At 65.2% G+C, this 20409-nt stretch carries 18 protein-coding genes; 11 read left to right on the top strand and 7 right to left on the bottom strand.

Going from position 1 to position 20409, the window contains the following annotated elements:
• The first annotated feature begins 26 nt into the window (after window positions 1-26).
• The 11 genes from KIP89_RS04475 to mazG all read left to right on the top strand — a co-directional run bounded on the left by KIP89_RS04475 (window position 27) and on the right by mazG (window position 11042).
• Window positions 27-485, top strand: coding sequence for a hypothetical protein (locus tag KIP89_RS04475; protein ID WP_213754207.1), 459 nt, complete (start codon window positions 27-29; stop codon window positions 483-485).
• The gene (locus tag KIP89_RS04470; RefSeq protein WP_213754206.1) at window positions 475-1155 is read left to right on the top strand and encodes an ABC transporter ATP-binding protein; all 681 of its coding nucleotides are present in this window, start codon (window positions 475-477) and stop codon (window positions 1153-1155) included. Before KIP89_RS04475 ends, KIP89_RS04470 begins: the two co-directional genes overlap by 11 nt.
• Before the next feature lie 4 nt (window positions 1156-1159).
• Window positions 1160-2515 carry an ABC transporter permease gene (locus KIP89_RS04465; RefSeq protein WP_213754205.1) on the top strand — a complete coding sequence of 452 codons (1356 nt, stop codon included), beginning with the start codon at window positions 1160-1162 and terminating at the stop codon, window positions 2513-2515.
• A 232-nt stretch (window positions 2516-2747) separates the two neighbouring features.
• On the top strand, window positions 2748-3845 hold the full coding sequence (locus KIP89_RS04460) for a septal ring lytic transglycosylase RlpA family protein (RefSeq protein WP_213754204.1): 1098 nt from the start codon (window positions 2748-2750) through the stop codon (window positions 3843-3845).
• A gap of 140 nt (window positions 3846-3985) precedes the next feature.
• A complete protein-coding gene (locus KIP89_RS04455; protein WP_501981775.1) occupies window positions 3986-5158 on the top strand; it encodes a D-alanyl-D-alanine carboxypeptidase family protein in 1173 nt (390 codons plus the stop codon).
• A gap of 7 nt (window positions 5159-5165) precedes the next feature.
• Window positions 5166-5876 (top strand): dTMP kinase, encoded by a 711-nt coding sequence (gene tmk, locus KIP89_RS04450; protein ID WP_213754203.1) that lies wholly within the window; start codon window positions 5166-5168, stop codon window positions 5874-5876.
• Complete coding sequence (locus KIP89_RS04445; RefSeq protein WP_213754202.1) at window positions 5873-6904, top strand: DNA polymerase III subunit delta'; 1032 nt, start codon at window positions 5873-5875, stop codon at window positions 6902-6904. The genes tmk and KIP89_RS04445 overlap by 4 nt, the downstream gene beginning before the upstream one ends.
• Before the next feature lie 37 nt (window positions 6905-6941).
• The gene (gene metG, locus KIP89_RS04440; RefSeq protein WP_213754201.1) at window positions 6942-8498 is read left to right on the top strand and encodes a methionine--tRNA ligase; all 1557 of its coding nucleotides are present in this window, start codon (window positions 6942-6944) and stop codon (window positions 8496-8498) included.
• Complete coding sequence (locus KIP89_RS04435) at window positions 8495-9268, top strand: TatD family hydrolase (protein WP_213754200.1); 774 nt, start codon at window positions 8495-8497, stop codon at window positions 9266-9268. Before metG ends, KIP89_RS04435 begins: the two co-directional genes overlap by 4 nt.
• 18 nt (window positions 9269-9286) lie before the next feature.
• A complete protein-coding gene (locus KIP89_RS04430; RefSeq protein WP_213754199.1) occupies window positions 9287-10087 on the top strand; it encodes an MBL fold metallo-hydrolase in 801 nt (266 codons plus the stop codon).
• Window positions 10088-10181: 94 nt separating this feature from the next.
• Window positions 10182-11042: a nucleoside triphosphate pyrophosphohydrolase gene (gene mazG, locus KIP89_RS04425; RefSeq protein ID WP_213754198.1), complete on the top strand. Its 861-nt coding sequence runs from the start codon at window positions 10182-10184 to the stop codon at window positions 11040-11042.
• A gap of 6 nt (window positions 11043-11048) precedes the next feature.
• Here mazG and hflX read toward each other — a convergent pair whose 3' ends face one another.
• The 7 genes from hflX to KIP89_RS04390 all read right to left on the bottom strand — a co-directional run bounded on the left by hflX (window position 11049) and on the right by KIP89_RS04390 (window position 20369).
• Window positions 11049-12443, bottom strand: a complete 1395-nt coding sequence (gene hflX, locus KIP89_RS04420) for a GTPase HflX (protein ID WP_250152186.1) — start codon at window positions 12441-12443, stop codon at window positions 11049-11051.
• Window position 12444: 1 nt separating this feature from the next.
• Complete coding sequence (gene hfq / locus KIP89_RS04415) at window positions 12445-12696, bottom strand: RNA chaperone Hfq (RefSeq protein WP_192638390.1); 252 nt, start codon at window positions 12694-12696, stop codon at window positions 12445-12447.
• Window positions 12697-12863: 167 nt separating this feature from the next.
• Complete coding sequence (locus KIP89_RS04410; protein WP_213754196.1) at window positions 12864-13724, bottom strand: D-amino-acid transaminase; 861 nt, start codon at window positions 13722-13724, stop codon at window positions 12864-12866.
• 26 nt (window positions 13725-13750) lie between these two features.
• On the bottom strand, window positions 13751-15199 hold the full coding sequence (locus KIP89_RS04405) for a TrkH family potassium uptake protein (RefSeq protein WP_213754195.1): 1449 nt from the start codon (window positions 15197-15199) through the stop codon (window positions 13751-13753).
• A gap of 9 nt (window positions 15200-15208) precedes the next feature.
• Window positions 15209-16585 (bottom strand): Trk system potassium transporter TrkA, encoded by a 1377-nt coding sequence (gene trkA / locus KIP89_RS04400; protein ID WP_213754194.1) that lies wholly within the window; start codon window positions 16583-16585, stop codon window positions 15209-15211.
• A 116-nt stretch (window positions 16586-16701) separates the two neighbouring features.
• Window positions 16702-18069 carry a nitrogen assimilation response regulator NtrX gene (gene ntrX, locus KIP89_RS04395; RefSeq protein ID WP_213754193.1) on the bottom strand — a complete coding sequence of 456 codons (1368 nt, stop codon included), beginning with the start codon at window positions 18067-18069 and terminating at the stop codon, window positions 16702-16704.
• A 14-nt stretch (window positions 18070-18083) separates the two neighbouring features.
• Window positions 18084-20369, bottom strand: coding sequence for a sensor histidine kinase NtrY-like (locus KIP89_RS04390; protein ID WP_213754192.1), 2286 nt, complete (start codon window positions 20367-20369; stop codon window positions 18084-18086).
• Window positions 20370-20409: the final 40 nt, after the last annotated feature.

The following is a 20409-nucleotide window of genomic DNA, read 5'->3' as shown; positions in this document are numbered from 1 at the left end:
CCGGAAAAGCCTGCGAGGAGTTCCTCATGTCCGACCTGCCGTTCAACCGCCGCACAGTGCTCGGCCTTCTAGGAACGGCGATCGGTGCCGTCAGCACTCCGGCACGGGCCGCGTCTTCCGCCAGCCTCGATTTCGATGAGCTGTACGGCAAGGTCAGCGTGCTTGGCCTCTCCTTCTCCGACAAGGTGAAGGCACTCGCCGGCAAGGATGTGAGGATGCGCGGCTATATGGCCCCTCCGCTCAAGGCCGAAGCCGATTTCTTCGTGCTCACGGAAATCCCGATGTCGATCTGCCCGTTCTGCTCCTCGGACGCGGACTGGCCGGACAACATCGTCGTGGTGCGGCTTCGTTCCGCCCAAACCTTTGAACAGGCCAACGCGCTCATCGAGGTCCGCGGCACGCTCGAGGTCGGTTCGTGGACCGATCCAGCGACCGGCTTCGTCAGCCTTCTGCGCATTGTAGGCGCTGATTTCCATGCCATCTGAGGCGGTTCCCGCGCTGGTACTCGCAGACGTCGAGCTCCGCTTTCCCGGCCTCGAGCAGCCCGCGCTCGCCCTTGCGTCCTTGACCATCGCCCCAGGCGAAACGGTTGCCCTGGTTGGTCCTTCGGGATGCGGCAAAACCAGCCTGATCAACATTCTGACCGGGCTGGAAGTGCCGCAACGGGGATCCGTGGACTGGTCGGGCACGGACATCACCCGCCTGTCGCAGGGCGCGCGCGACCGCTGGCGGGCGCGCCATATCGGGTTGGTGATGCAGGAATTTCACCTGTTTCCCGGCCTTTCGGCGCTTGAAAATGTCCTGCTGCCGCAGCGCCTCGCCCATTTTCGATTGACTGATGGTGCCAAACCCGAGGCCGAGCGCCTGCTGCGCCGCGTCGGCATCGACAGGCTCGATCAGCCCGTCGAGACGATGTCGCGCGGGCAGATGCAGCGCGTGGCGGTGGCGCGCGCGCTGGCCGCACGGCCGGGCGTGATCGTCGCCGACGAGCCGACTGCGAGCCTGGATGCGGACGCGGGGGAGAGCGTGGCCGCCCTTCTTCTCGAACTCACCCACGAGGCCGGCGCGACGCTGATTGTCGCCACTCACGATCCTCACCTCGTGCCGCGCCTCCACCGGTTGCTGCGCCTCGAGTCCGGGCGGCTGAAGGACTAGGACGATGCTGCGTTTCATCGCCGCCGATCTGCGCCGTCACTGGATCGGCGCTCTCGCCATCATGCTGATCGTCGCATTGGCGACAGCCCTCGGCGTGCTCGTCACCCTGCAAGAGCGGGCACTGCGGCTGGGCAGCGCCCGCTCCGCCAACGCCTTCGATCTGGTGGTCGGCGCTCCCGGAAGCGAAACGCAGCTTGTGCTTTCTTCGGTATTTCTGCAGCCCGCGCCCCTGCCGCTGATGCCGGGTTCGGTTCTCGCTGGCCTCATTGCCGATCCCCGCGTTGCCTGGGCGGCGCCTGTCGGCTTCGGTGATTTTGTCGAAAACTATCCGATTGTCGGCACCACCCCGGCTCTCGTTGGCGGCATTGCCTCGATGGGGCAGGGGCGGGGTTTTGCCCGGTTGGGCGAGGCCGTCATTGGCGCCGCCACGGACCTGCGGATCGGCGATCATTTCCATCCCCAGCATGGCCGCGTTGGCGAACCCACCGGTGTCCACACCGAGATCACCTACGAGGTCGTGGGCCGCCTTGCCGCGACCGGCACCCCGTGGGATCGCGCAGTGCTCGTGCCGATCGAGACCGTCTGGCTGGCGCATGATCACGATCATGGGGGACACGACCGGGCCGCTGGTGAAGAGGATGCTCACGCGCAAGACGGTCACGATGCCGACCATGATCACGATCAAAGTGCGGATCACGCGGTTCCGGCTGCCGGCGCCAGTTCACCGCCCGGCAACCCGTTTCTGCCCGGAACCACTCGCCCGGATCAGTCGGGCAGCGTCCTCGACACCCCGCTCTCCGACCAGACGGTGGCGGATCCACATGCCCCCGGCGTCCCCGCAATCGTGGTCAAGCCGCGCAGCATTGCCGATGCCTACAAGCTCCGGCAGCAATATCGCAGCGATCACACAGTCGCTGTGTTTCCTGGCGAAGTGCTCACCCGTCTCTATTCCACCCTTGGCGATGTGCGGCTCATCCTTACGCTGATCGCGGGTGGCGCGCAGGCTCTGGTCGGCTTCGCCATCCTCCTTGTCGTCAGCGTCCATGTCGTGCAGCGGCGCCGGCAGATCGGGGCGCTGCGCGCGCTTGGCGCCCCACGCCCGGCGGTGTTCGCCATCGTGTGGGGCGAAGTGCTGCTGATCGCCGGCTCCGGTCTGGTTGCCGGCTTCGCGCTCGGCTATGCGGGGGCTCGGCTGCTGTCGATAGTCGTCACCGAGGCCAGTGGCATGATGATGCCGGTCGGGTTCACCGCCGCCGATCTGGCCCGCCTCGGCGCGCTGCTGGCACTGACAGCTCTCGCCTCGGCGCTGCCCGCGCTGTTTGCCTATCGCCAATCGCCCGCGGCGGCGCTGCGTGGCTAGGCAGGACGCCGACGCCGCCTGTCAAGGCACAAGGTATTGGAATCGCGACGCTTACCCTTCCTTTACCATAATGTAATGTGCGCCCCATTTTCGCCTCAGTCCAAACGCCTCTTGGCAGACAGATATGGGATCGACGGCTAGACTGCCGGCGAACTCGGGTGAGGTGCGGTCGCCCTTTGCTGCATCATTTCGGTGCGACGAGGGTAGGGCGCTCACAAAGCGGTCGGGGTGAATGGGGACGAATCCAGCTCTTACGCGCGCAACCGAAAATTCGGTGCGCCTGCGTGTCGCCGGTATCGGTCGGATTGTCGCCCTGTGCGGCGTCGGCCTCCTCGTCGCCAATTGCAGTGGCTCACAGAAGCTCTCCAGCAAGATCGATCCGAAATACGGGGTCTCCGCCAGCCCGCGCGTGGTCGCGATGGGCCAGCCGGTGCCGAAGGGTGGCGGCGCCTATCGCGTCGGCAAGCCCTATGTCGTTGCCGGCAAGACCTATGTTCCGCAGGAACCCGCGAGCTACAACGCCGAAGGTCTGGCTTCCTGGTATGGCGACGACTTCCATGGCCGGCTGACGGCCAATGGCGAAGTGTTCGACATGCATTCGATCGCGGCCGCGCATCCCACGCTGCCCATGCCGTCCTATGTCCGCATCACCAACAAGGACAATGGCCGGTCGATGGTGGTCCGCGTGAACGACCGCGGCCCCTATCATGGCAATCGTGTGATCGACGTCTCACAGCGTGCGGCTGATCTTCTCGGCTTCAAGAGCCGCGGTACCGCACGCGTGAAGGTCGAATATGTCGGCCGCGCTCCTCTTGAGGGATCCGACGACATCCAACTCGCCGCGACGTTGCGCCAGAATGGTTCGGCTCCCGCTCCCAACGTGATGCTCGCTTCGGCGGCTCCGGTACCGATGCGCATGGGCTCGGCCACGGTCGCGGCGAATGTGCCGCTCCCGCCGGCACGTCCGTTCGATCTCGGCGACGCCCCCGACCAGCAGGTTGCGGAAGCTCTTGAGGAAGCACCCGTGATTGCGCCGGTGCGCGTCGCCAGCAAGCCGCAACCGCGCGCGGGCCTTGTCGCCGCGCAGACGGCACCGAGCCGCGCGGCGCCGACCTTTGCCGCGCCTCCGGCACCGCGCCATGTTCAGGTAGCCGCCGCCCAGCCGGCGCCGGTTCGTACTGCTCCCGTCCGGACGGCACCCGCCATCGATCCTCTGGTTGCCGAGGCGGATCAGGCGCCGACGGGCTGGATTGTCGGCGCCCAGCCGGCAATGGGCTATGCAGCCTCCGGCGTCACAACGCCGGTTGGAACGGGTCGCGGTCTCTACTGAGGCCAGAGGAAGCGCTACCTGCATTGCTGGACGTGCCGCTGGCTGCTAACTCTGCCCAACATGGGAGAGGAACGAGCATGGCACCCGCACTAAAGATGCGCCCAAGGATCGGTTTCCTCACCCCGCTGCGCGGCCTTCTGATGTGCGGGCTCCTGTTCGCGCTGTTCAGCCCCGCAATCGCCCAACAGGCGCCGACGATTGCTTCCCCGCAGGCCATCCTCGTCGATTTCGACAGCGGCACCGTGCTCTATGAGCGTGCCGCGGACACGCAGAATTATCCGGCAAGCCTTGCCAAGCTCATGACCATGGCGGTCGTCTTCCGGGAGGTGGCCGAGGGGCGACTCTCGCCCGACAAGGAAATCAAGGTCAGCGAGTATGCCTGGCGCCGCGGTGGCGCTCCGTCCGGCGGGGCGACCATGTTCGCGGCCTTGAACAGCTCGATCAAGGTGAGCGACCTGATGCGGGGCGCCATCATTCCCTCCGGCAACGACGCGGCGATCATTCTCGCGGAAGGTATCGCGGGCAATGAACTCGCCTTTTCGGTGCGGATGAACGAAGAAGCCAAGCGCCTCGGGCTCACCTCTTCGAGCTTCCACAACGCGAATGGCCTTTCCGACCCCGATCAGAAGACGACCGCCCGCGACCTGGCACGTCTGGCGGCCCATATCATCCGCGAGTACCCGGACCTGTATCGAATCTACAGCGAGCCGGACTTCACCTGGAGCAAGATTCGCCAGAACAATCGCAATCCGCTGCTGGGCATGAGCCTCGGCGCGGACGGTTTCATGACGGGCTATCTGAAAGAATCCGGCTTCAATCTCGTTGGATCCGCCACCCAGGACGGGCAGCGCCTGATCGTCGTCATCATGGGCGCCAAGACCGAAAAGGAGAGGGCGGAAGACGCGAGAAAGCTGCTGGAGTGGGGTTTCCGATCCTTCGAGTCCCGGCTGCTGTTCGGTCAGGGAGACAGCGTCGGCGAGGCGACCCTCTATGGCGGCGTACAGGGCGCCGTGCCGCTGGTCGGAAGCGGCGCGATCAAGGTGCTGGTGCCGCGCAACGGCGACGAGCGCATTGCCGCGCGAATCCGTTACGAAGGGCCAATCCCCGCCCCGGTGGAGAAAGGGGCGCAGATCGCCCGGCTGGAGGTCTCGCGCGGCGATCAGATTGCGCTTGAGGTACCGCTTTATGCCGCCGACAGCGTGGAGGCCGGGCCCTTGTGGCGGCGCGCGCTCGACGGCGCCTATGAACTCGTAGTCGGGTTGTTGCGGCAGGGCTATGAGGAAGTCATGCGCAAGGTAAAGCTGACCAGCTGACATGCCGATGCGCTCACCCGACGCACCTGACACGCCACCATCGCGGTCTCAAAAAAGCCGGCGCGGATGCTTCATCACGTTTGAAGGCGGGGAGGGCGCCGGCAAGTCGACGCAGGTGCACAGACTTGCCGATCGTCTGAGGCAGTTGGGCATCGCTGTGGTCGTGACACGGGAACCGGGCGGTTCGCCGGGGGCCGAGGCCATCCGTCATGTGCTGCTTGCCGGCGCCGCCAAGCCGCTAGGCGCGCTGGCGGAGACCGCGTTGTTCGCGGCGGCTCGGGCGGATCATCTGGAGGCCACCATCCGCCCGGCGCTGGCGCGCGGAGCCTGGGTTATTTCGGACCGTTTCGCGGACTCGACCCGCGCTTATCAGGGCGCCAGCGGGCGGGTCGATGCCGAATTGATCGAGTCACTGGAGCGCCTCACGGTCGGTGAGACGCGGCCGAACCTGACCTTCATTCTGGACATTCCCGCCGAGCAAGGCCTCGCCCGCGCCGCCGCCCGTTCCGGCCCCGGGGCAGATCGCTTCGAAAGCGAAGACATCTCCTTTCATCGCACGCTGCGTGACGGGTTTCTTGCCATTGCCGCGCGAGAGCCCGAACGCTGCGTCGTCGTCGATGCCCGCGAGGATCCGAGCAGCGTGTCGGAGACAGTCTGGAGTGTCGTCGAGCAGCGACTAAGCCCTGTGAAGCCGCGACGACGGAGTACACCCTCATGAGCGATGCGGTCCTTGAAGCCGACCGCTTCGGCACAGCGCCGACGCCACGCGACACCCACAACCTGGTCGGTCATATCGAGGCTCAGGCCATGGTCCGGGAGGCATGGGACGCTGGGCGCCTGCCCCACGCGCTGCTGATTGGCGGGCCTGAGGGCATCGGCAAGGCAACCTTCGCCTATCAGGTCGCGCGCTTCGTGCTCTCCAATGGCGCCGCGCCTGCGCACGCGCTAGCGATTGATCCCGCACATTCTGTCGCGCGGCAGGTCGCTGCGCTATCGCATCCCGATCTGCTGGTCCTGCGGCGCACGCCGAACGATGCCGGCAAGCTGCCGACGATGATTCCGGCCGAGACCGTGCGAAAGGTCAGGAGCTTCTTCGGTTCAACGCCCGCGCTCGGAGGCTGGCGGGTCTGCGTGGTCGATACGCTGGACGAGATGAACGCGCAGGGCGCCAATGCGCTGCTGAAGACACTGGAGGAACCGCCGTCGCGCTCCCTCTTCCTGCTGGTGAGCCACGCGCCCGGACGGCTTCTGCCGACCATCCGCTCGCGTTGTCGCATGGTGCACCTGCGCTCGCTTCCCACGGAAGAGGTCATCGCCTGCCTTGAGATATTGAGCCAGTCCATGGAACTTGATCGATCCCGCTTCGAGGAAGCCGCGATGGCGGCGGGTGGAAGCGTGCGCGAAGCATTGGCCTTGCTCTCCGGCGACGGGCTGGCGGTGCGCAAGGCGACGGCGGAACTCCTGGATGCCCTCCCCGCCGTCGACCCCAAGGCACTGCACGCGCTCGGTGAGCGGCTGCAGGGCGACCGGGGAGGGGCTTTCGAGAACTTTGTCGGTACGGTGGAAGGCTGGATCTCCGATCATGCCACAGGCCGCCGCCAGCGCCCCAGCCTGCGCCTTGCACGGCTGCCGGAGGTGTGGGAGAAGGTTCGCCGCGCCGCGGTCGACGCCGATACCTATAATCTCGACCGCAAAACACTCGTCTTCCGGATTTTCGCGACGCTCGACGAGGCCGTGCGCCCCTGAGCGCGCCGCAGCCGGTTTTGCCGCAGGAAGTGACCGCGTGAAACCTGCCTTCTACATCACCACGGCCATCGACTATCCCAATGGCGTGCCGCATATCGGCCACGCCTATGAGAAGATCGCCGCCGATGCCCTGGCGCGCTTCAAGAAGCTCGACGGCTATGAGGTATTCTTCCTCACCGGCACGGATGAGCACGGCCTGAAGATGGCCCAGACCGCCGAGAAGCAGGGACTGACGCCTCTCGAATGGGCGACGAAAAACTCCACGCGCTTCAAGCAGATGGATGCCCTGCTGGGCGTCGAATATGACCGCTTCATCCGCACCACGGATCAGGATCACGTCGTCTCCTCGCAGGCGATCTGGCAGCGCATGGTCGAGGCCGGCGATATCTATCTGGATGCCTATTCCGGCTGGTACTCCGTGCGCGACGAGGCCTACTACGCCGAGGAAGAGACCACGGTGAATGCCGATGGCGTCCGCCTCGGGCCGCAGGGCACGCCCGTGGAATGGACCGAGGAAAAGAGCTATTTCTTCCGCCTCTCGGCCTATCAGGATCGCCTGCTCGCCTATTACGAGACCCATCCCGACTTCATCCGCCCGGAGAGCCGGCGCAATGAGGTGGTGAGTTTCGTCAAGGGCGGCCTGCAGGATCTGTCGATCAGCCGCACGACCTTCTCCTGGGGCATCCCGGTCCCCGGTGACGAAGAACATGTGATGTATGTGTGGGTCGACGCGCTGACCAACTACATCACCGGCGTCGGCTATCCCGACCTGGCGAGCGAGAGCTTCAAGCGCTTCTGGCCGGCGAACCTGCACATTATCGGCAAGGACATCATCCGCTTCCACGCGGTGTACTGGCCCGCCTTCCTGCTCTCCGCCGGCCTGGAGCCGCCGAAGACCGTGTTCGCGCACGGCTTCATCCATAATCGCGGGGAGAAGATGTCGAAATCGGTCGGCAACGTCATCGACCCGTTCGACCTCGCCAATGCCTATGGCGTCGACGCGCTGCGCTATTTCCTGCTGCGCGAAATCCCATTCGGGCAGGACGGCTCCTACAGCCATGAGGCCATCGTCGCGCGCACCAATGCCGATCTCGCCAACGACCTCGGCAATCTCGCGCAGCGTTCGCTGTCGATGATCGCCAAAAACCTCGGCGGCACGCTGCCGGCATCGGGCACCCCAGCGCCGGATGATGCCGCGATCCTGGCCATGGCCGACGCCATGGCTTCCAAGGTGCGCGAGGCGATGGAAATCCAGCAGATCCATCAGGCACTCGGCGCGATCTGGTCGGTCGTCGCCGAAGCCAACCGCTATTTTGCCGGTGCGGCGCCCTGGGAACTGCGCAAGACCGATCCCGAGCGATTCGGCACCGTTCTGTGGACCACAGCCGAGGTGGTACGGCAGGTGGCGATGCTCGCCCAGCCCTTCATCCCCGCCAGCGCCTCCAAGCTGCTGGACCTGCTCGCCGTGCCGGCCGAGGCGCGGACATTCGACCGGCTGGGCGAGGCCGGTCGGCTCGTGGGTGGAACCGCTCTCCCTCCGCCAGTCGGCGTTTTCCCGCGCTATGTCGAGCCCGAGGCGCCGACGGCATCATGATCGTCGACAGCCACTGCCATCTCGACTTCCCGGACTTCGCGGCGGAACTCGACGACGTGGTGGCGCGCGCCCGCGCCGCCGGAGTCGGCCGCATGGTGACGATCGGCACGCGCGTCCGCCGCTCGGCGCAGGTGCAGGCCATCGCCGAGCGTTTCGAGGACGTGTTCTGTTCGGTCGGGACGCATCCGCACAATGCGGCCGAAGAGGCCGATGTGTCCCTGGACGAGTTGCTGCGCGCGGCGGACCATCCCAAGGTGGTCGCCATTGGCGAGGCGGGCCTCGACTATCATTACGACACCGCGCCCCGCGACGCTCAGGCAGCGAGCTTTCGCCTGCACATCGAGGCCGCGCGCCGCACCGGCCTGCCGCTGGTCATCCACGCACGGAGCGCGGATGAGGATGTGGCGACCATTCTCGAAGAGGAAAGCGGGAAGGGCGCCTTCGGCTTCGTCCTGCACTGCTTCACGGCAGGACCCGACCTCGCCCATCGTGCCGTCGCGCTCGGCGGCTATGTATCTTTCTCGGGGATCCTGACCTTCAAGACTGGGATGCCCTTGAGGGAGATCGCCGCCGAACTGCCCGCCGACCGCCTTCTCGTCGAAACCGACGCGCCCTATCTCGCGCCCAATCCCTGGCGCGGAAAGCGCAACGAGCCTTCCTATGTGGTCGAGACGGCCCGTATACTCGCCGAGGCGCGGGGGCTGTCGGTCGATGAGATCGCCACGCTCACCACGCAGAACTTCTTCCGCCTGTTCGCTAGGGCGCACTAGAGCGAGCGACGCTGACGCATGGCTTTGACCTTCACCATCCTCGGCTGCGGCTCGTCGGGCGGAGTGCCGCGAGTGGGGCAGGGGTGGGGTGCATGCGACCCCAATGAACCACGCAACCGGCGGCGCCGCTGTTCCATGCTGGTGGAGCGGTTCGCGGAAGGCGTCGCCTCCCCGACCCGCGTCCTTATCGACACCTCGCCGGATCTGCGCGAGCAGTTGCTCGACGCCGACGTCGACCATCTGGACGGCATTCTCATCACCCATGAGCATGCCGACCACACCCACGGCATCGACGATGTACGTCCGCTGACCATCCAGCACCGGCGGCGGATGGATCTGTGGTTGGATGCGGAAACCTCGGCCATCATGCATCAGCGTTTCGGTTACTGCTTCGAGACGCCGCCGGGCAGCGATTACCCGCCGATCCTCAACGAACACCGGTACGGGCACGGCGATACGATCCACGTCGACGGCCCCGGCGGCCCGATCGAAGCGACAGCCTTCCGCCAGTTCCACGGCAACATCATCTCCTTCGGCTTTCGTATCGGCGGGCTAGCTTATTCCAGCGACCTGCACGACCTGCCGGATGAGAGCCTGCCGTTCCTGGAGAACCTCGACCTGTGGATCGTAGACGCGCTGCGGCCGCGGCCGCATCCCACGCATTTCTCGCTGGGCGAGGCGCTGGAATGGATAGCCCGGGTCAAGCCAGGGCGCGCGGTGCTGACCAACATGCACACCGATCTGGACTACCGGACGCTCATGAGCGAACTGCCAGAAGGCGTGATCGCGGCTCACGATGGACTGAAAATCACGCTCTGACAGGTGGTTACGACCATTATTGAACACGTTCACCCGGCCACCATACTGTTTTGTTTTCCATAATATGTCTTCTGCGAGTCACTGATCGATGGAAATGACGCCTTCCCGCGACATTCGTCGCCTCCTTGAGATCATGGTGGCGCTGCGGACACCGGGCACGGGCTGTCCGTGGGATCTAGAGCAGAGCTTCGCCACCATCGCCCCCTACACGATCGAAGAAGCCTACGAGGTCGCAGATGCGATCGCGCGCGGCGACACCGATGATCTGTGCGACGAACTGGGCGACCTTCTTCTTCAGGTCGTGTTTCATGCCCGTATCGCCGAGGAAGAAGGCGCCTTCGATTTCGGCGACGTCGTCGGGGCCATCACGGCCAAGATGATCCGTCGGCATCCCCATGTCTTCGGGGCGGCCGGCACCCGCGATGTCGGCGCCGTGAATGCCGCGTGGGACGCGATCAAGGCCGAGGAGAAAGTCACACGGGCCGAACGGCGGCGCCTGCGGGGCGAAGCGGCGGAGCCGGATCAGCCGCGTCTTCTGGCAAGCGTTCCGGTGGCGACACCCGCCCTCACCCGCGCCGTTAAGCTCCAGGCCAAAGCGGCCACGGTCGGCTTCGATTGGCCGGATACCCGGATGGTGCTCGACAAGATCCGTGAGGAAATCGACGAGGTCGAAGTCGAGATCGCGGCCGGCGACCGTGAGGCGGCCGCAGCGGGCGAGGTCGGCGATCTTCTGTTTGCCCTCGCCAATCTGGCGCGGCATCTGGGGGTCGATCCCGAGGCCGCTCTGAGAGGCACCAACCAGAAATTCGTCAGCCGCTTCTCCTTCATCGAGGACAGGCTGGCAGAAGCCGGCCGCACGCCCACTGAGGCAAGTCTCGATGAGATGGAGGCGCTGTGGCAGGAGGCCAAGGGGAGGGCGACGCCCCCTGCCCCCGACAAGACCCCCACAACCTGACGCGTATTATCCGCGCCGGCTGGCGGGAAGCCGCCGGCCCCCGAAGCGGCGCTCGATATGTTCTGCACGGTCGGGCGGCACGCGGACCGCCAGATGCAGATGGCCCTCTTCGTCCTGCCGCCGCTCCATCACCTCGGTGTGCCGGTACAGCCAGCTGAGCCCCTCGCCATCGGACGCTTCAAGGTCGACCTTGAGACTGACCCGGTCACGGGCGAGACGCCTTGAAATCGCAAGGAGAAGCCCTTCAACGCCCTCCCCTGTCAGCGCCGACACGGGAACCGGCCGCTCATCGCCTTCACGGCGCTCTACGGTGTTGAACAGGCTGGTCCGATCGTCTTCGCTGAGCCGGTCGATCTTGTTCCAGACTTCGATCACCCGCTGATGGTCCTGAGGGTCGATATCCAGATCACCCAGCACGCCCTCGACGTCAGAAGCCTGCGCCTGCGCATCCTCATGCGACATGTCGCGCACATGCAGAATGACATCCGCCTCGATCACCTCTTCCAGAGTTGCGCGGAAGGCGGCGACGAGTTGGGTCGGCAGCTCGGAAATGAACCCCACCGTATCGGACAGGATGATCCGCTCACCGCTCGGGAGCTGGACCGCCCGCAAGGTAGGGTCCAGCGTGGCAAACAACAGATCCTGCGCCATCACCTCCGCCTGGGTGAGCCGGTTGAACAGGGTCGACTTGCCGGCATTGGTGTAGCCGACCAGTGCCACCACCGGGTAAGGCACCTTCTTGCGGCTGGCGCGATGCAGCGCACGGGTGCGCTTCACCTGCTCCAGTTCGCGCTCGATCTTGACGATGCGCTCGCCGATGAGGCGACGGTCGGCTTCGATCTGCGTCTCGCCCGGTCCACCGAGAAAGCCGAAACCACCGCGCTGCCGCTCCAGATGGGTCCACGAGCGAACCAGCCGGCTGCGCTGATAATTCAGATGCGCCAGCTCGACCTGCAACACACCCTCCTTGGTACGGGCGCGCTGCCCGAATATCTCCAAGATAAGAGCTGTCCGGTCGATGACCTTGGCGGAAAACGCTTTTTCGAGATTGCGCTGCTGCACCGGACTGAGCGGCGCGTCGACGAACACAAGGCCGGCATCCTCGGCCGCGACGATGCCGGCAATCTCCTCGACCTTGCCGGAGCCGAGATAGGTAGCGGGGCGGATTTGTCCAAGTCCGATGGGCAGCGCGGCCACGACATCGAGATCAATGGCAAGCGCCAGCCCCACCGCCTCGTCGACGCGGGCTTCGAGCGAGCGGCGGGGCACCGCATCCGCTTCGGCGCGGCGCGTGAGGAAGGGAACCAGCACCACGACCTTGGTGGTATCGCCCCGCGGGCCGCCCGACTCCGGTCCCGCCGAGCGAGCTTCCGAAGCCTGACGCGTACCCTTCAGTTCCAACTCAGCCCTTCTCCGCCGTCTCGTCCGGCTCGAAGAGCTGGACAGGGTGACCCGGCATGATGGTCGAGATGGCGTGCTTGTAGACAAGCTGGGAATGACCATCCCGGCGCAGCAGCACGCAGAAATTGTCGAACCAGGTCACGACGCCCTGCAGCTTGACGCCGTTGACGAGGAAGATCGTGAGGGGGGTCTTGTTCTTGCGGACGTGGTTGAGAAAGGTGTCCTGGAGGTTCTGTGAACGTTCCGCGGCCATGGTTTTTTTGATCCGTTTGTTTGTTGTTGCTCGTCGTGTCGGCGCGGCCATCTTCGGAGGAGAACGCCCCCGTCCGGGGAGCCTTCGCTAGGAAGATGTGCGTGACAAGCATGGCACACCATGCCTATCGCGCAAGATGCTTTCGTCTGGCAAGCGGTTAAGCAGCATTAATCTGCGATTTCCGCATGGTGATGGAAGTTCTCGCGCAGCGCGCGTGTCACCGGACCCGGTATCCCATCACCAATGACCTGCCCGTCGATTCGCACCACGGGCATGGCGAAATTGGTCGCCGAGGTGACGAAGGCCTCCCTTGCCGCCAACGCCTCGACCACGGTGAAGGGACGTTCCTCGACGCGGATCTGCAGTTTCTCCGCGACATCCATCATCACGGTGCGTGTAATTCCGCGCAGGATGCCGCTCTCGGCGGGGCGGGTGACCAGCTTGCCGTCGCGGGTGACGATCCAGGCGTTGGTCGAGCCACCTTCCGTTACCCTACCCTCCGCATCCACGAACCAGGCTTCGCGTGCGCCCGCTTCCTTCGCCGCCTGCTTGGCGAGAACGTTGGGCAGCAGCCCGACGGTCTTGATGTCCACCCGCTCCCAGCGGTTCTCTGGCACGGTGATGACGGCCATGCCCTGAAGGGCCAGTGCGTCCCCCTTGGCGGGGTCGACATGGCGGGCCGTCACCACGATGGACGGAGGCGTGCCCGGCGCGGGGAAATAATGATCGCGCGGCGCGACGCCCCGCGTCACCTGCAGATAGACGAACCCGTCGCGAACCCGGTTCCGGCGGATCGTCTCCCGCAGCACGATGCCGAGCGCCTTCAGCGGCATCGGCATGGCCATGCGCATCTCGCGCAGGGACCGCTCCAGCCGTTCCATGTGGCGCCGCTCGTCGATCATCCGCCCGGCGCGCACCTCGCACACCTCATAGACCCCGTCGGCGAACTGGTAGCCGCGATCCTCGATGTGCACATAGGCCTGACCGTGCGGCACATATTGTCCGTTCACATAAGCGATGCGCGACATGACTCACCCATAGATCGACGGCGGCATCAACGCCGCCAGAAAGCAAAGTTGGCGAGACCAAGGACGAGAAGAATCTCCAACCGCCCCATGGTCATGGCAATAATCAATATCACCTGCGCGTAGACCGGCAGACCGGTCCAGACCGGCCAGACGCTGCTGGTCTCCCAGCCCGCCCCGTAGATAGGTCCGACATTCCACAGCGCAGAGAGCGCGGCCATGAAGGACGCCTCAAAACTGGGCATCGCCGGTGCCAGCGTAATGGTGAGAACGGCAACGCTGGTGCAGGCAACACCAAACATGATCCAGATGGCCTTCATCATCTGAAGCGTGATGTGCTGCTGCCCGAGCCGCCGCGGCCGGACCGCGTGCGGATGAATCAGGCGCTCCAGTTCGAGATAACCCTGCAGGCCCATAATACCCGCACGGTACAATTTGATGCCCCCGGCCGTGGAGAAGCTCGCTCCGCCGACGAAAACCACCGCCGCAACCAGGACGATCGGCAGGCTGGCGAAGGCGCCGCCATGCGGCTCGACCCCGGTCGTTGTCACGAGTGACACGGCCGTGAAGAGACCATCCTCCAGCGCCAGCGGCAGGAAGAGAGGGCTCGCGGCACTGTTATAGTCGATGGCGGCCGCGATGATGCCCAGCACCACCACGAGCATGAGCAACGCAATGTTCTCCTGCTGCCCCAAAGCGAGATTGAAACGCCGGGTGAGCAACAGGCGCTGCCAGAGAATGCTGGTCGCACCGACGAGCATGAAGACCATGAAGATGAGCTTGACGATGGAATGCCCATGCGCGGCCATGCCGTCTTCATCCGGCAGCAATCCACCCGTCGACAGGGCTGCGCCAGCAAGGCCGAGCGCGTCGAACATGCGCTCCCCGGCGGCGAACAGCAGGAAGGTGCAGATTACCGTCGCGCCGAGATAGATCGGCAGCACGACCCGCAACGCATCCTCCAGTGCCGACGTCTCGCTTGCCCCGAGCAGGGTCGCGCGGGCGCTACGGTCCGGCAAGCCCCCAATACCCGCAGGCCCGAGCACGGCAACAAAGCCGATCAGGGTAAGAAGACCACCGCCCCATTGCAGCGTCAGCAACCACGCCAATGTAGCCCGCGGGACGCCGTCAATATCGTGGATCTGCACGGGACCCGTCGTGGTGAAGGCAGAAGCCGCCTCCAGCCAGGCGCCCATAGGACCAAGCGAGGTGGTCGCGGCGACAGGCAGCGCCGCCAAGAGTGGAACCCCGCCCCAGAGAATGACCAGCAAGGCAAAGGCGGACCGCCGGTCGAGCCTCGCCGGGCGGTTGCGGACAGCCAGAAACACGGCTCCGGCCCCGAAGATCGTCAGCAGCGCCGTCGCAAGAAAGACGTCGGCACCGCTCTCATTGCGAAACAGCGCCACCAGGGCAGCCACCAGCATGAAGCCGGCCATGACAGCCGCAGCGAAGGCGCTGTGACGAGCGACGGCGGTCATCGGCGGCTCTCAGAAGAATTCGAGGCTGACGCGGAACAACTGCTCCACGCGCTTCACCCGCTCGGCGAGCGCGAACATCACGACCCGATCGCGGGCCTGAATGATGGTATCGCCACGCGGGAGGATCACCCGCCCGGCGCGGACGACGGCACCGATACGCATGCCATCGAACAGGTCGAGCTGCTTCAGCGGCTTGCCGACCAGCGGGGACGTCTCCAGCGCCTCGGCCTCGATCACCTCCCCTGCCCCATTGAGCAGGGAGTGGACGCCGCGAATACGGCCCTTACGGACATGCTGGAGAATCTTCGAGACGGTGATCTGACGCGGATTCACATAGGCGTCGATACCCAGCCCGCGGGCAAAGGCGGGATAGTTCGGATCATTGAGCAGCGAGAGCATGCGCTTCGCCCCCAGTTCCTTGGACAGAAGACAGGAGAGGATGTTCACCCGGTCGTCATTGGTCACGGCGATGACCGTGTCCGCGTCGCCGACGCTCGCTTCCTCAAGAATGGCGCGGTCGAGCGCGCTGCCACGCAGGACGACGCAGCGGGTGAGTTCCTGCGCGATGACCTCCGATCGAGCGGCGTTATCCTCGATGATCTTGATGCGGGCGCGCGGATTGCGCAGTTCAAGTTCGCGAGCGACGTAGAGCCCGATATTGCCGCCGCCAGCGACCACGATGCGCTGTGCCGGCGGTTCGTCATGGCCGAAAATGGAGAGGGTGCGCGTCACCTGGTCGCTCTGCGCGACGAAATAGGCGATATCGCCGGCAAGCAGAGCATCCGTGCTGTGCGGCACGAACACCTTGCCGCGGCGGTTCACCGCGACCACCACCGCCTGCAGATCCGGGAATAGATCCGTAAGCTGGCGCAACGGCGTATCGAGGACCGGGCAGTCATCAAGACAGCGCACGCCCACTACGACGACGTTGCCTTCGGCGAAGCTTACCGTATCGACGGCGCCGGGCAGCGAGAGGCGCCGCAGCACCATCTCGCCGACTTCGATTTCCGGCGAAATCACCACGTCGATCGGCAGATGATCGCGGGAGAACAGGTCGCGCCAGTGTCCCTGAAGGTAGGTCTGCGCTCTCACCCGCGCGATCTTGGTCGGCACATCGAACAGCGCGTGCCCTACCTGGCACGCGATCATGTTCACCTCGTCATGCAGTGTGACGGCAATGAGCATGTCTGCCGCATCAAGGCCAGCGCGCGCGAGCACATCGGGATGCGATCCGTGCCCGACGAAGCCGCGCACATCGAGCGAATCGGTCACAGCCTGAATAAGGCGAGGCGACGTATCGATGATCGAAACGTCGTTCTGTTCGGCGGCGAGCCGTTCCGCGATGCCGAAGCCGACCTGGCCCGCGCCGCAAATGACGACCTTCATGAACCCCTCGCTCGAACCTCCCACGCCGCCCCTGCGACGCGGGGCTGCGTTACCGATTCACTCTATAGCAGGTTCGGCGCGAGGCCACAGATCAGCGAGTTGAGGTACCGGCCGGTTCAGCCAATCCCCAGGGCCTTGAGCTTGCGGTGGAGGGCCGAACGCTCCATGCCGACAAACTCGGCCGTGCGTGAGATGTTGCCGCCAAAGCGGCTGATCTGGGCGATCAGATATTCGCGCTCGAACACCTCGCGGGCATCCCGAAGCGGCAGACCCATCAGATGCTCCCCACCGCTGCCATTCGGCAGGCTCGGCACCAGCGAGCCGACATCCGGCGGCAGCATGTCAGCAGTGACCGGCACATCGACATCGCCGGACGCAAGGATCAGCAGCCGTTCGATATTGTTGCGGAGCTGGCGCACATTGCCCGGCCAGTCATGCGACTGGAGCACCGCGAGTGCATCATCGGCGATGCGTCGACGCGGCAGGCCGGTTGCCTGCGATATCTGGTCCAGGAAGAACTCGACCAGTTCCGGCACATCGTCGCGCCGCTCGGCCAGCGGGGGGACACGGATCGGCACCACGCCGAGGCGATGATAGAGATCCTCGCGGAAGCGCCCCTCCGCGATCTCCTTCTCCAGATTCCGGCCGGTGGAGGAAATGATCCGCACATCCACCGCGACACGCGTAGCACCGCCGACGCGCAGGAAGTTCTGATCGACCAGAACCCGGAGAATGCGGTTCTGCGTCTCACGCGGCATATCGGCGATCTCGTCGATGAACAGCGTGCCGCCATGCGCCTCCTCCAACGCCCCGGTCTGGCGCCCCTGCCCGTCCGCCGTCTCCACGCCGAACAGCTCGACTTCCATGCGTTCCGGGGTGATCGCGGCGGCGTTGATGACGACGAAGGGACCGTTCGCCCGGCCGGAGGCGGCATGAATCATCCGTGCCGCGAGTTCCTTGCCCGACCCGGACGGGCCGACAATCATGATGCGGCTATTGGTCGGAGCCACACGCTCAATGGCCTGACGCAGCTGGTTGATGACCGATGAGTGGCCCACAAGCTGCTGGGCGACCGAGGCGCGCTGCTTGAGGTCCCGCACCTCGCGCTTGAGCCGCAGCGTCTCCAGCGCCCGCTCCGCCACCAGAATCAGTCGATCCGAGTTGAACGGCTTCTCGATGAAGTCGTAGGCGCCCTGCCGGATCGCGGCGACGGCCGTCTCGATGGTGCCGTGGCCGGAGATCATCACGACCGGCAATTCCGGGTGGTTCTTCTTGATGATTTCCAGAAGCTGGAGCCCGTCGAGCTTGCTGCGCTCGATCCAGATATCGAGGAAGATCAGATGCGGACGACGCGCCTCGATGGCCGCGAGTGCCTCGTCGCTGTCTTTCGCGGTGCGGGCGCTATAGCCTTCATCCTCGAGAATACCGGCTACCAGACCTCGAATATCGGCCTCGTCGTCGACGATCAGAATATCGGTCGCCATGAGTCCGTTCTCCTTCAGCCAGCGTGTTCACTGGTGGGGGATGTCTCACCCGCACCATTATTGTTGAGCGAGGCGGAACCGCCATCGCGGGAGAAGGTGAGCCTGATCCAGGCCCCCCTTCCGCTCGGAGCATCCAGCAGCTCGATGCCGCCGCCGTGCTCCTCCATGATCTTTCCGACAATGGCGAGGCCGAGGCCGGTGCCCTTCTCGCGTGTCGTTACATAGGGCTCGAGCAACCGCGCGCGGTTCTCGGACGGCAATCCCTTACCGTTATCAATGACGTCGATGATGATGCGGCGCTCATCCGCGCTGAGATCGACCCTGATGCGGGGCGGCTCGGTGCGCTCGTCCGGCGGCACCGCGGCCAGCGCCTCCGTGGCGTTCTTCACGATATTGGTCAGCGCCTGCGAGATCAGCCGCCGGTCGAACCGGGCCACCACGGGCGCGTCCGGCACGTCGAACTCGATGGCAATATCGGGATTGCCGACCCGCATCAGGAACACGACCTGCCGCGCCGTCTCCGCCACGTCCTGCGCCTCGGCGACCGGCTTCGGCATGCGGGCGAAGGACGAGAACTCGTCCACCATGCGTCCGATGTCACCAACCTGCCGGATGATGGTCTCAGTGCACTGATCGAACACCTCACGATCCTCACCGATCACCTTGCCATAGCGCCGCCGCAGCCGCTCCGCGGAGAGTTGGATGGGGGTCAGAGGGTTCTTGATCTCATGCGCAATGCGCCGCGCCACGTCCGCCCAGGCGGAGGAACGCTGGGCCAGCACCAGTTCGGTGATGTCGTCCAGCGTCACCACCCAACCATGCTCGGCCTCACGCGACTGTTCGGTCGTGACACGCACCGCAATCACCCGATCCCGACCATTGCGGGTGAGCGTGATGTTGGCCTGCACGCTGCGCTGCTCGGCCGCCTGCATCGCTTCCGCCAGCAAGGGGCCCATTTCGGGCAGCACGGCCCCGAGTTCCTGGCCCAGCACCTCGGCCTCGGTCACGCCAAGCAGCTTCTCTGCCGGACGGTTGAGGATGGAAATGCGGCCGGTGGAATCGAGGCCAATCACGCCCGCGCCGACGCCAGAGAGCACCGCTTCGGTAAAACGCCGCCGGCTGTCGATCTGGTCGCGGGCATGGACGAGGTCGTCGCGCTGCGTGCGCAACTCCTGCGTCATCTTGTTGAAGGTCTCGGCGAGGCTGGAGAGATCGCCCTCCCCGCGGTGCACAGGCACCTGCACATAGAGATTGCCCGCCGCCACCAGATCGGCGGCGCCGATCAGCCGACGGATCGGCGCCACGAGGCGATTGGCGAAGTGGATGCCGAGCCAGACCGCGCACAATAGGACGGTCAGCGAAATGACCGCATAGAGCAATGCGAAAGCGACCTGCACGCCGAAACGCTGCTGCTCCAGAAGGCGGTAATCGGCAACCGCCGCCTGGGTCTCCTTGAGATACTGAATGACGCGAGGATCCACCGGGCGGGCGACATAAAGAAACAGGTCGCCAAAGTCCTTCAACGGTATGACCGCGCCGACGAAATCGGCATCGTTCGGCAGATAGATGAGGGGCTGCTCCTCGGTGGCGTCCTGCACTGCGAGGTTGGATGGCACCACAAATTCGCGCCCCACCCGGATGGGCGCGCGCTCGACAATGGCAAGATCGCGCTGGATCACCATCGCCGCTGGAAGACCGCGCACCACGGCCTGCGCCGTCATTGCCTGACGGAACCGGCTGCGGTCCTGATCCCACAGAGGCCGGATGCGCTGGAGATCGCGGGCCATGCCCATAATGTCGCCGCGGATCGAATAGGCATGCTCGCGCACATAGGTCTGCGCGACGGACACGGCATTATCGACAATGGCGCGGGTGCGCACCGAGAACCAGCGGTCGAGGCCGCGATCCAGCGTAATGCTGGCCAGCAGCGCCACCAGCAACGCCGGTACCACAGCGACGATGCCGAACAGGCCCACAACCCGCACATGCAAGCGCGCCGCCGCCCTGCCCCGCCGCCGCGCCTTCACGACGCGCCAGACCTCACGGCCGATGATGCCGACCAGCACCAGCGACATCACGCCGTTCAGGCACAGCACGATGATGACGACCTCTTGCGAGGGCACCAGCGGGGTTATACCGATGAGGATGATGAAGCTCGTGAGAGCCGTAATCAGCGCCAGCAGGACCAGAAGCGGCGGCAGGCCCCACAGCGAAAAGCGGAAGCCCATCCCGCCGAAGTCGGGAGCTTCCTGCCGCTCACTGTCGCGGCGGTCGCTTTCTCGTATCGAGGCGTCGTTCATTCATCACCCTGCCGGCGGGCGGGATTCGGCCGGCTCAAGT

The organism is Ancylobacter radicis, assembly GCF_018449475.1.
Taxonomy (GTDB): Bacteria; Pseudomonadota; Alphaproteobacteria; order Rhizobiales; family Xanthobacteraceae; genus Ancylobacter; species Ancylobacter radicis.
The sequence above is the reverse complement of the archived record's forward strand: the minus strand, read 5'-3'. Positions and strand labels throughout refer to the sequence as shown.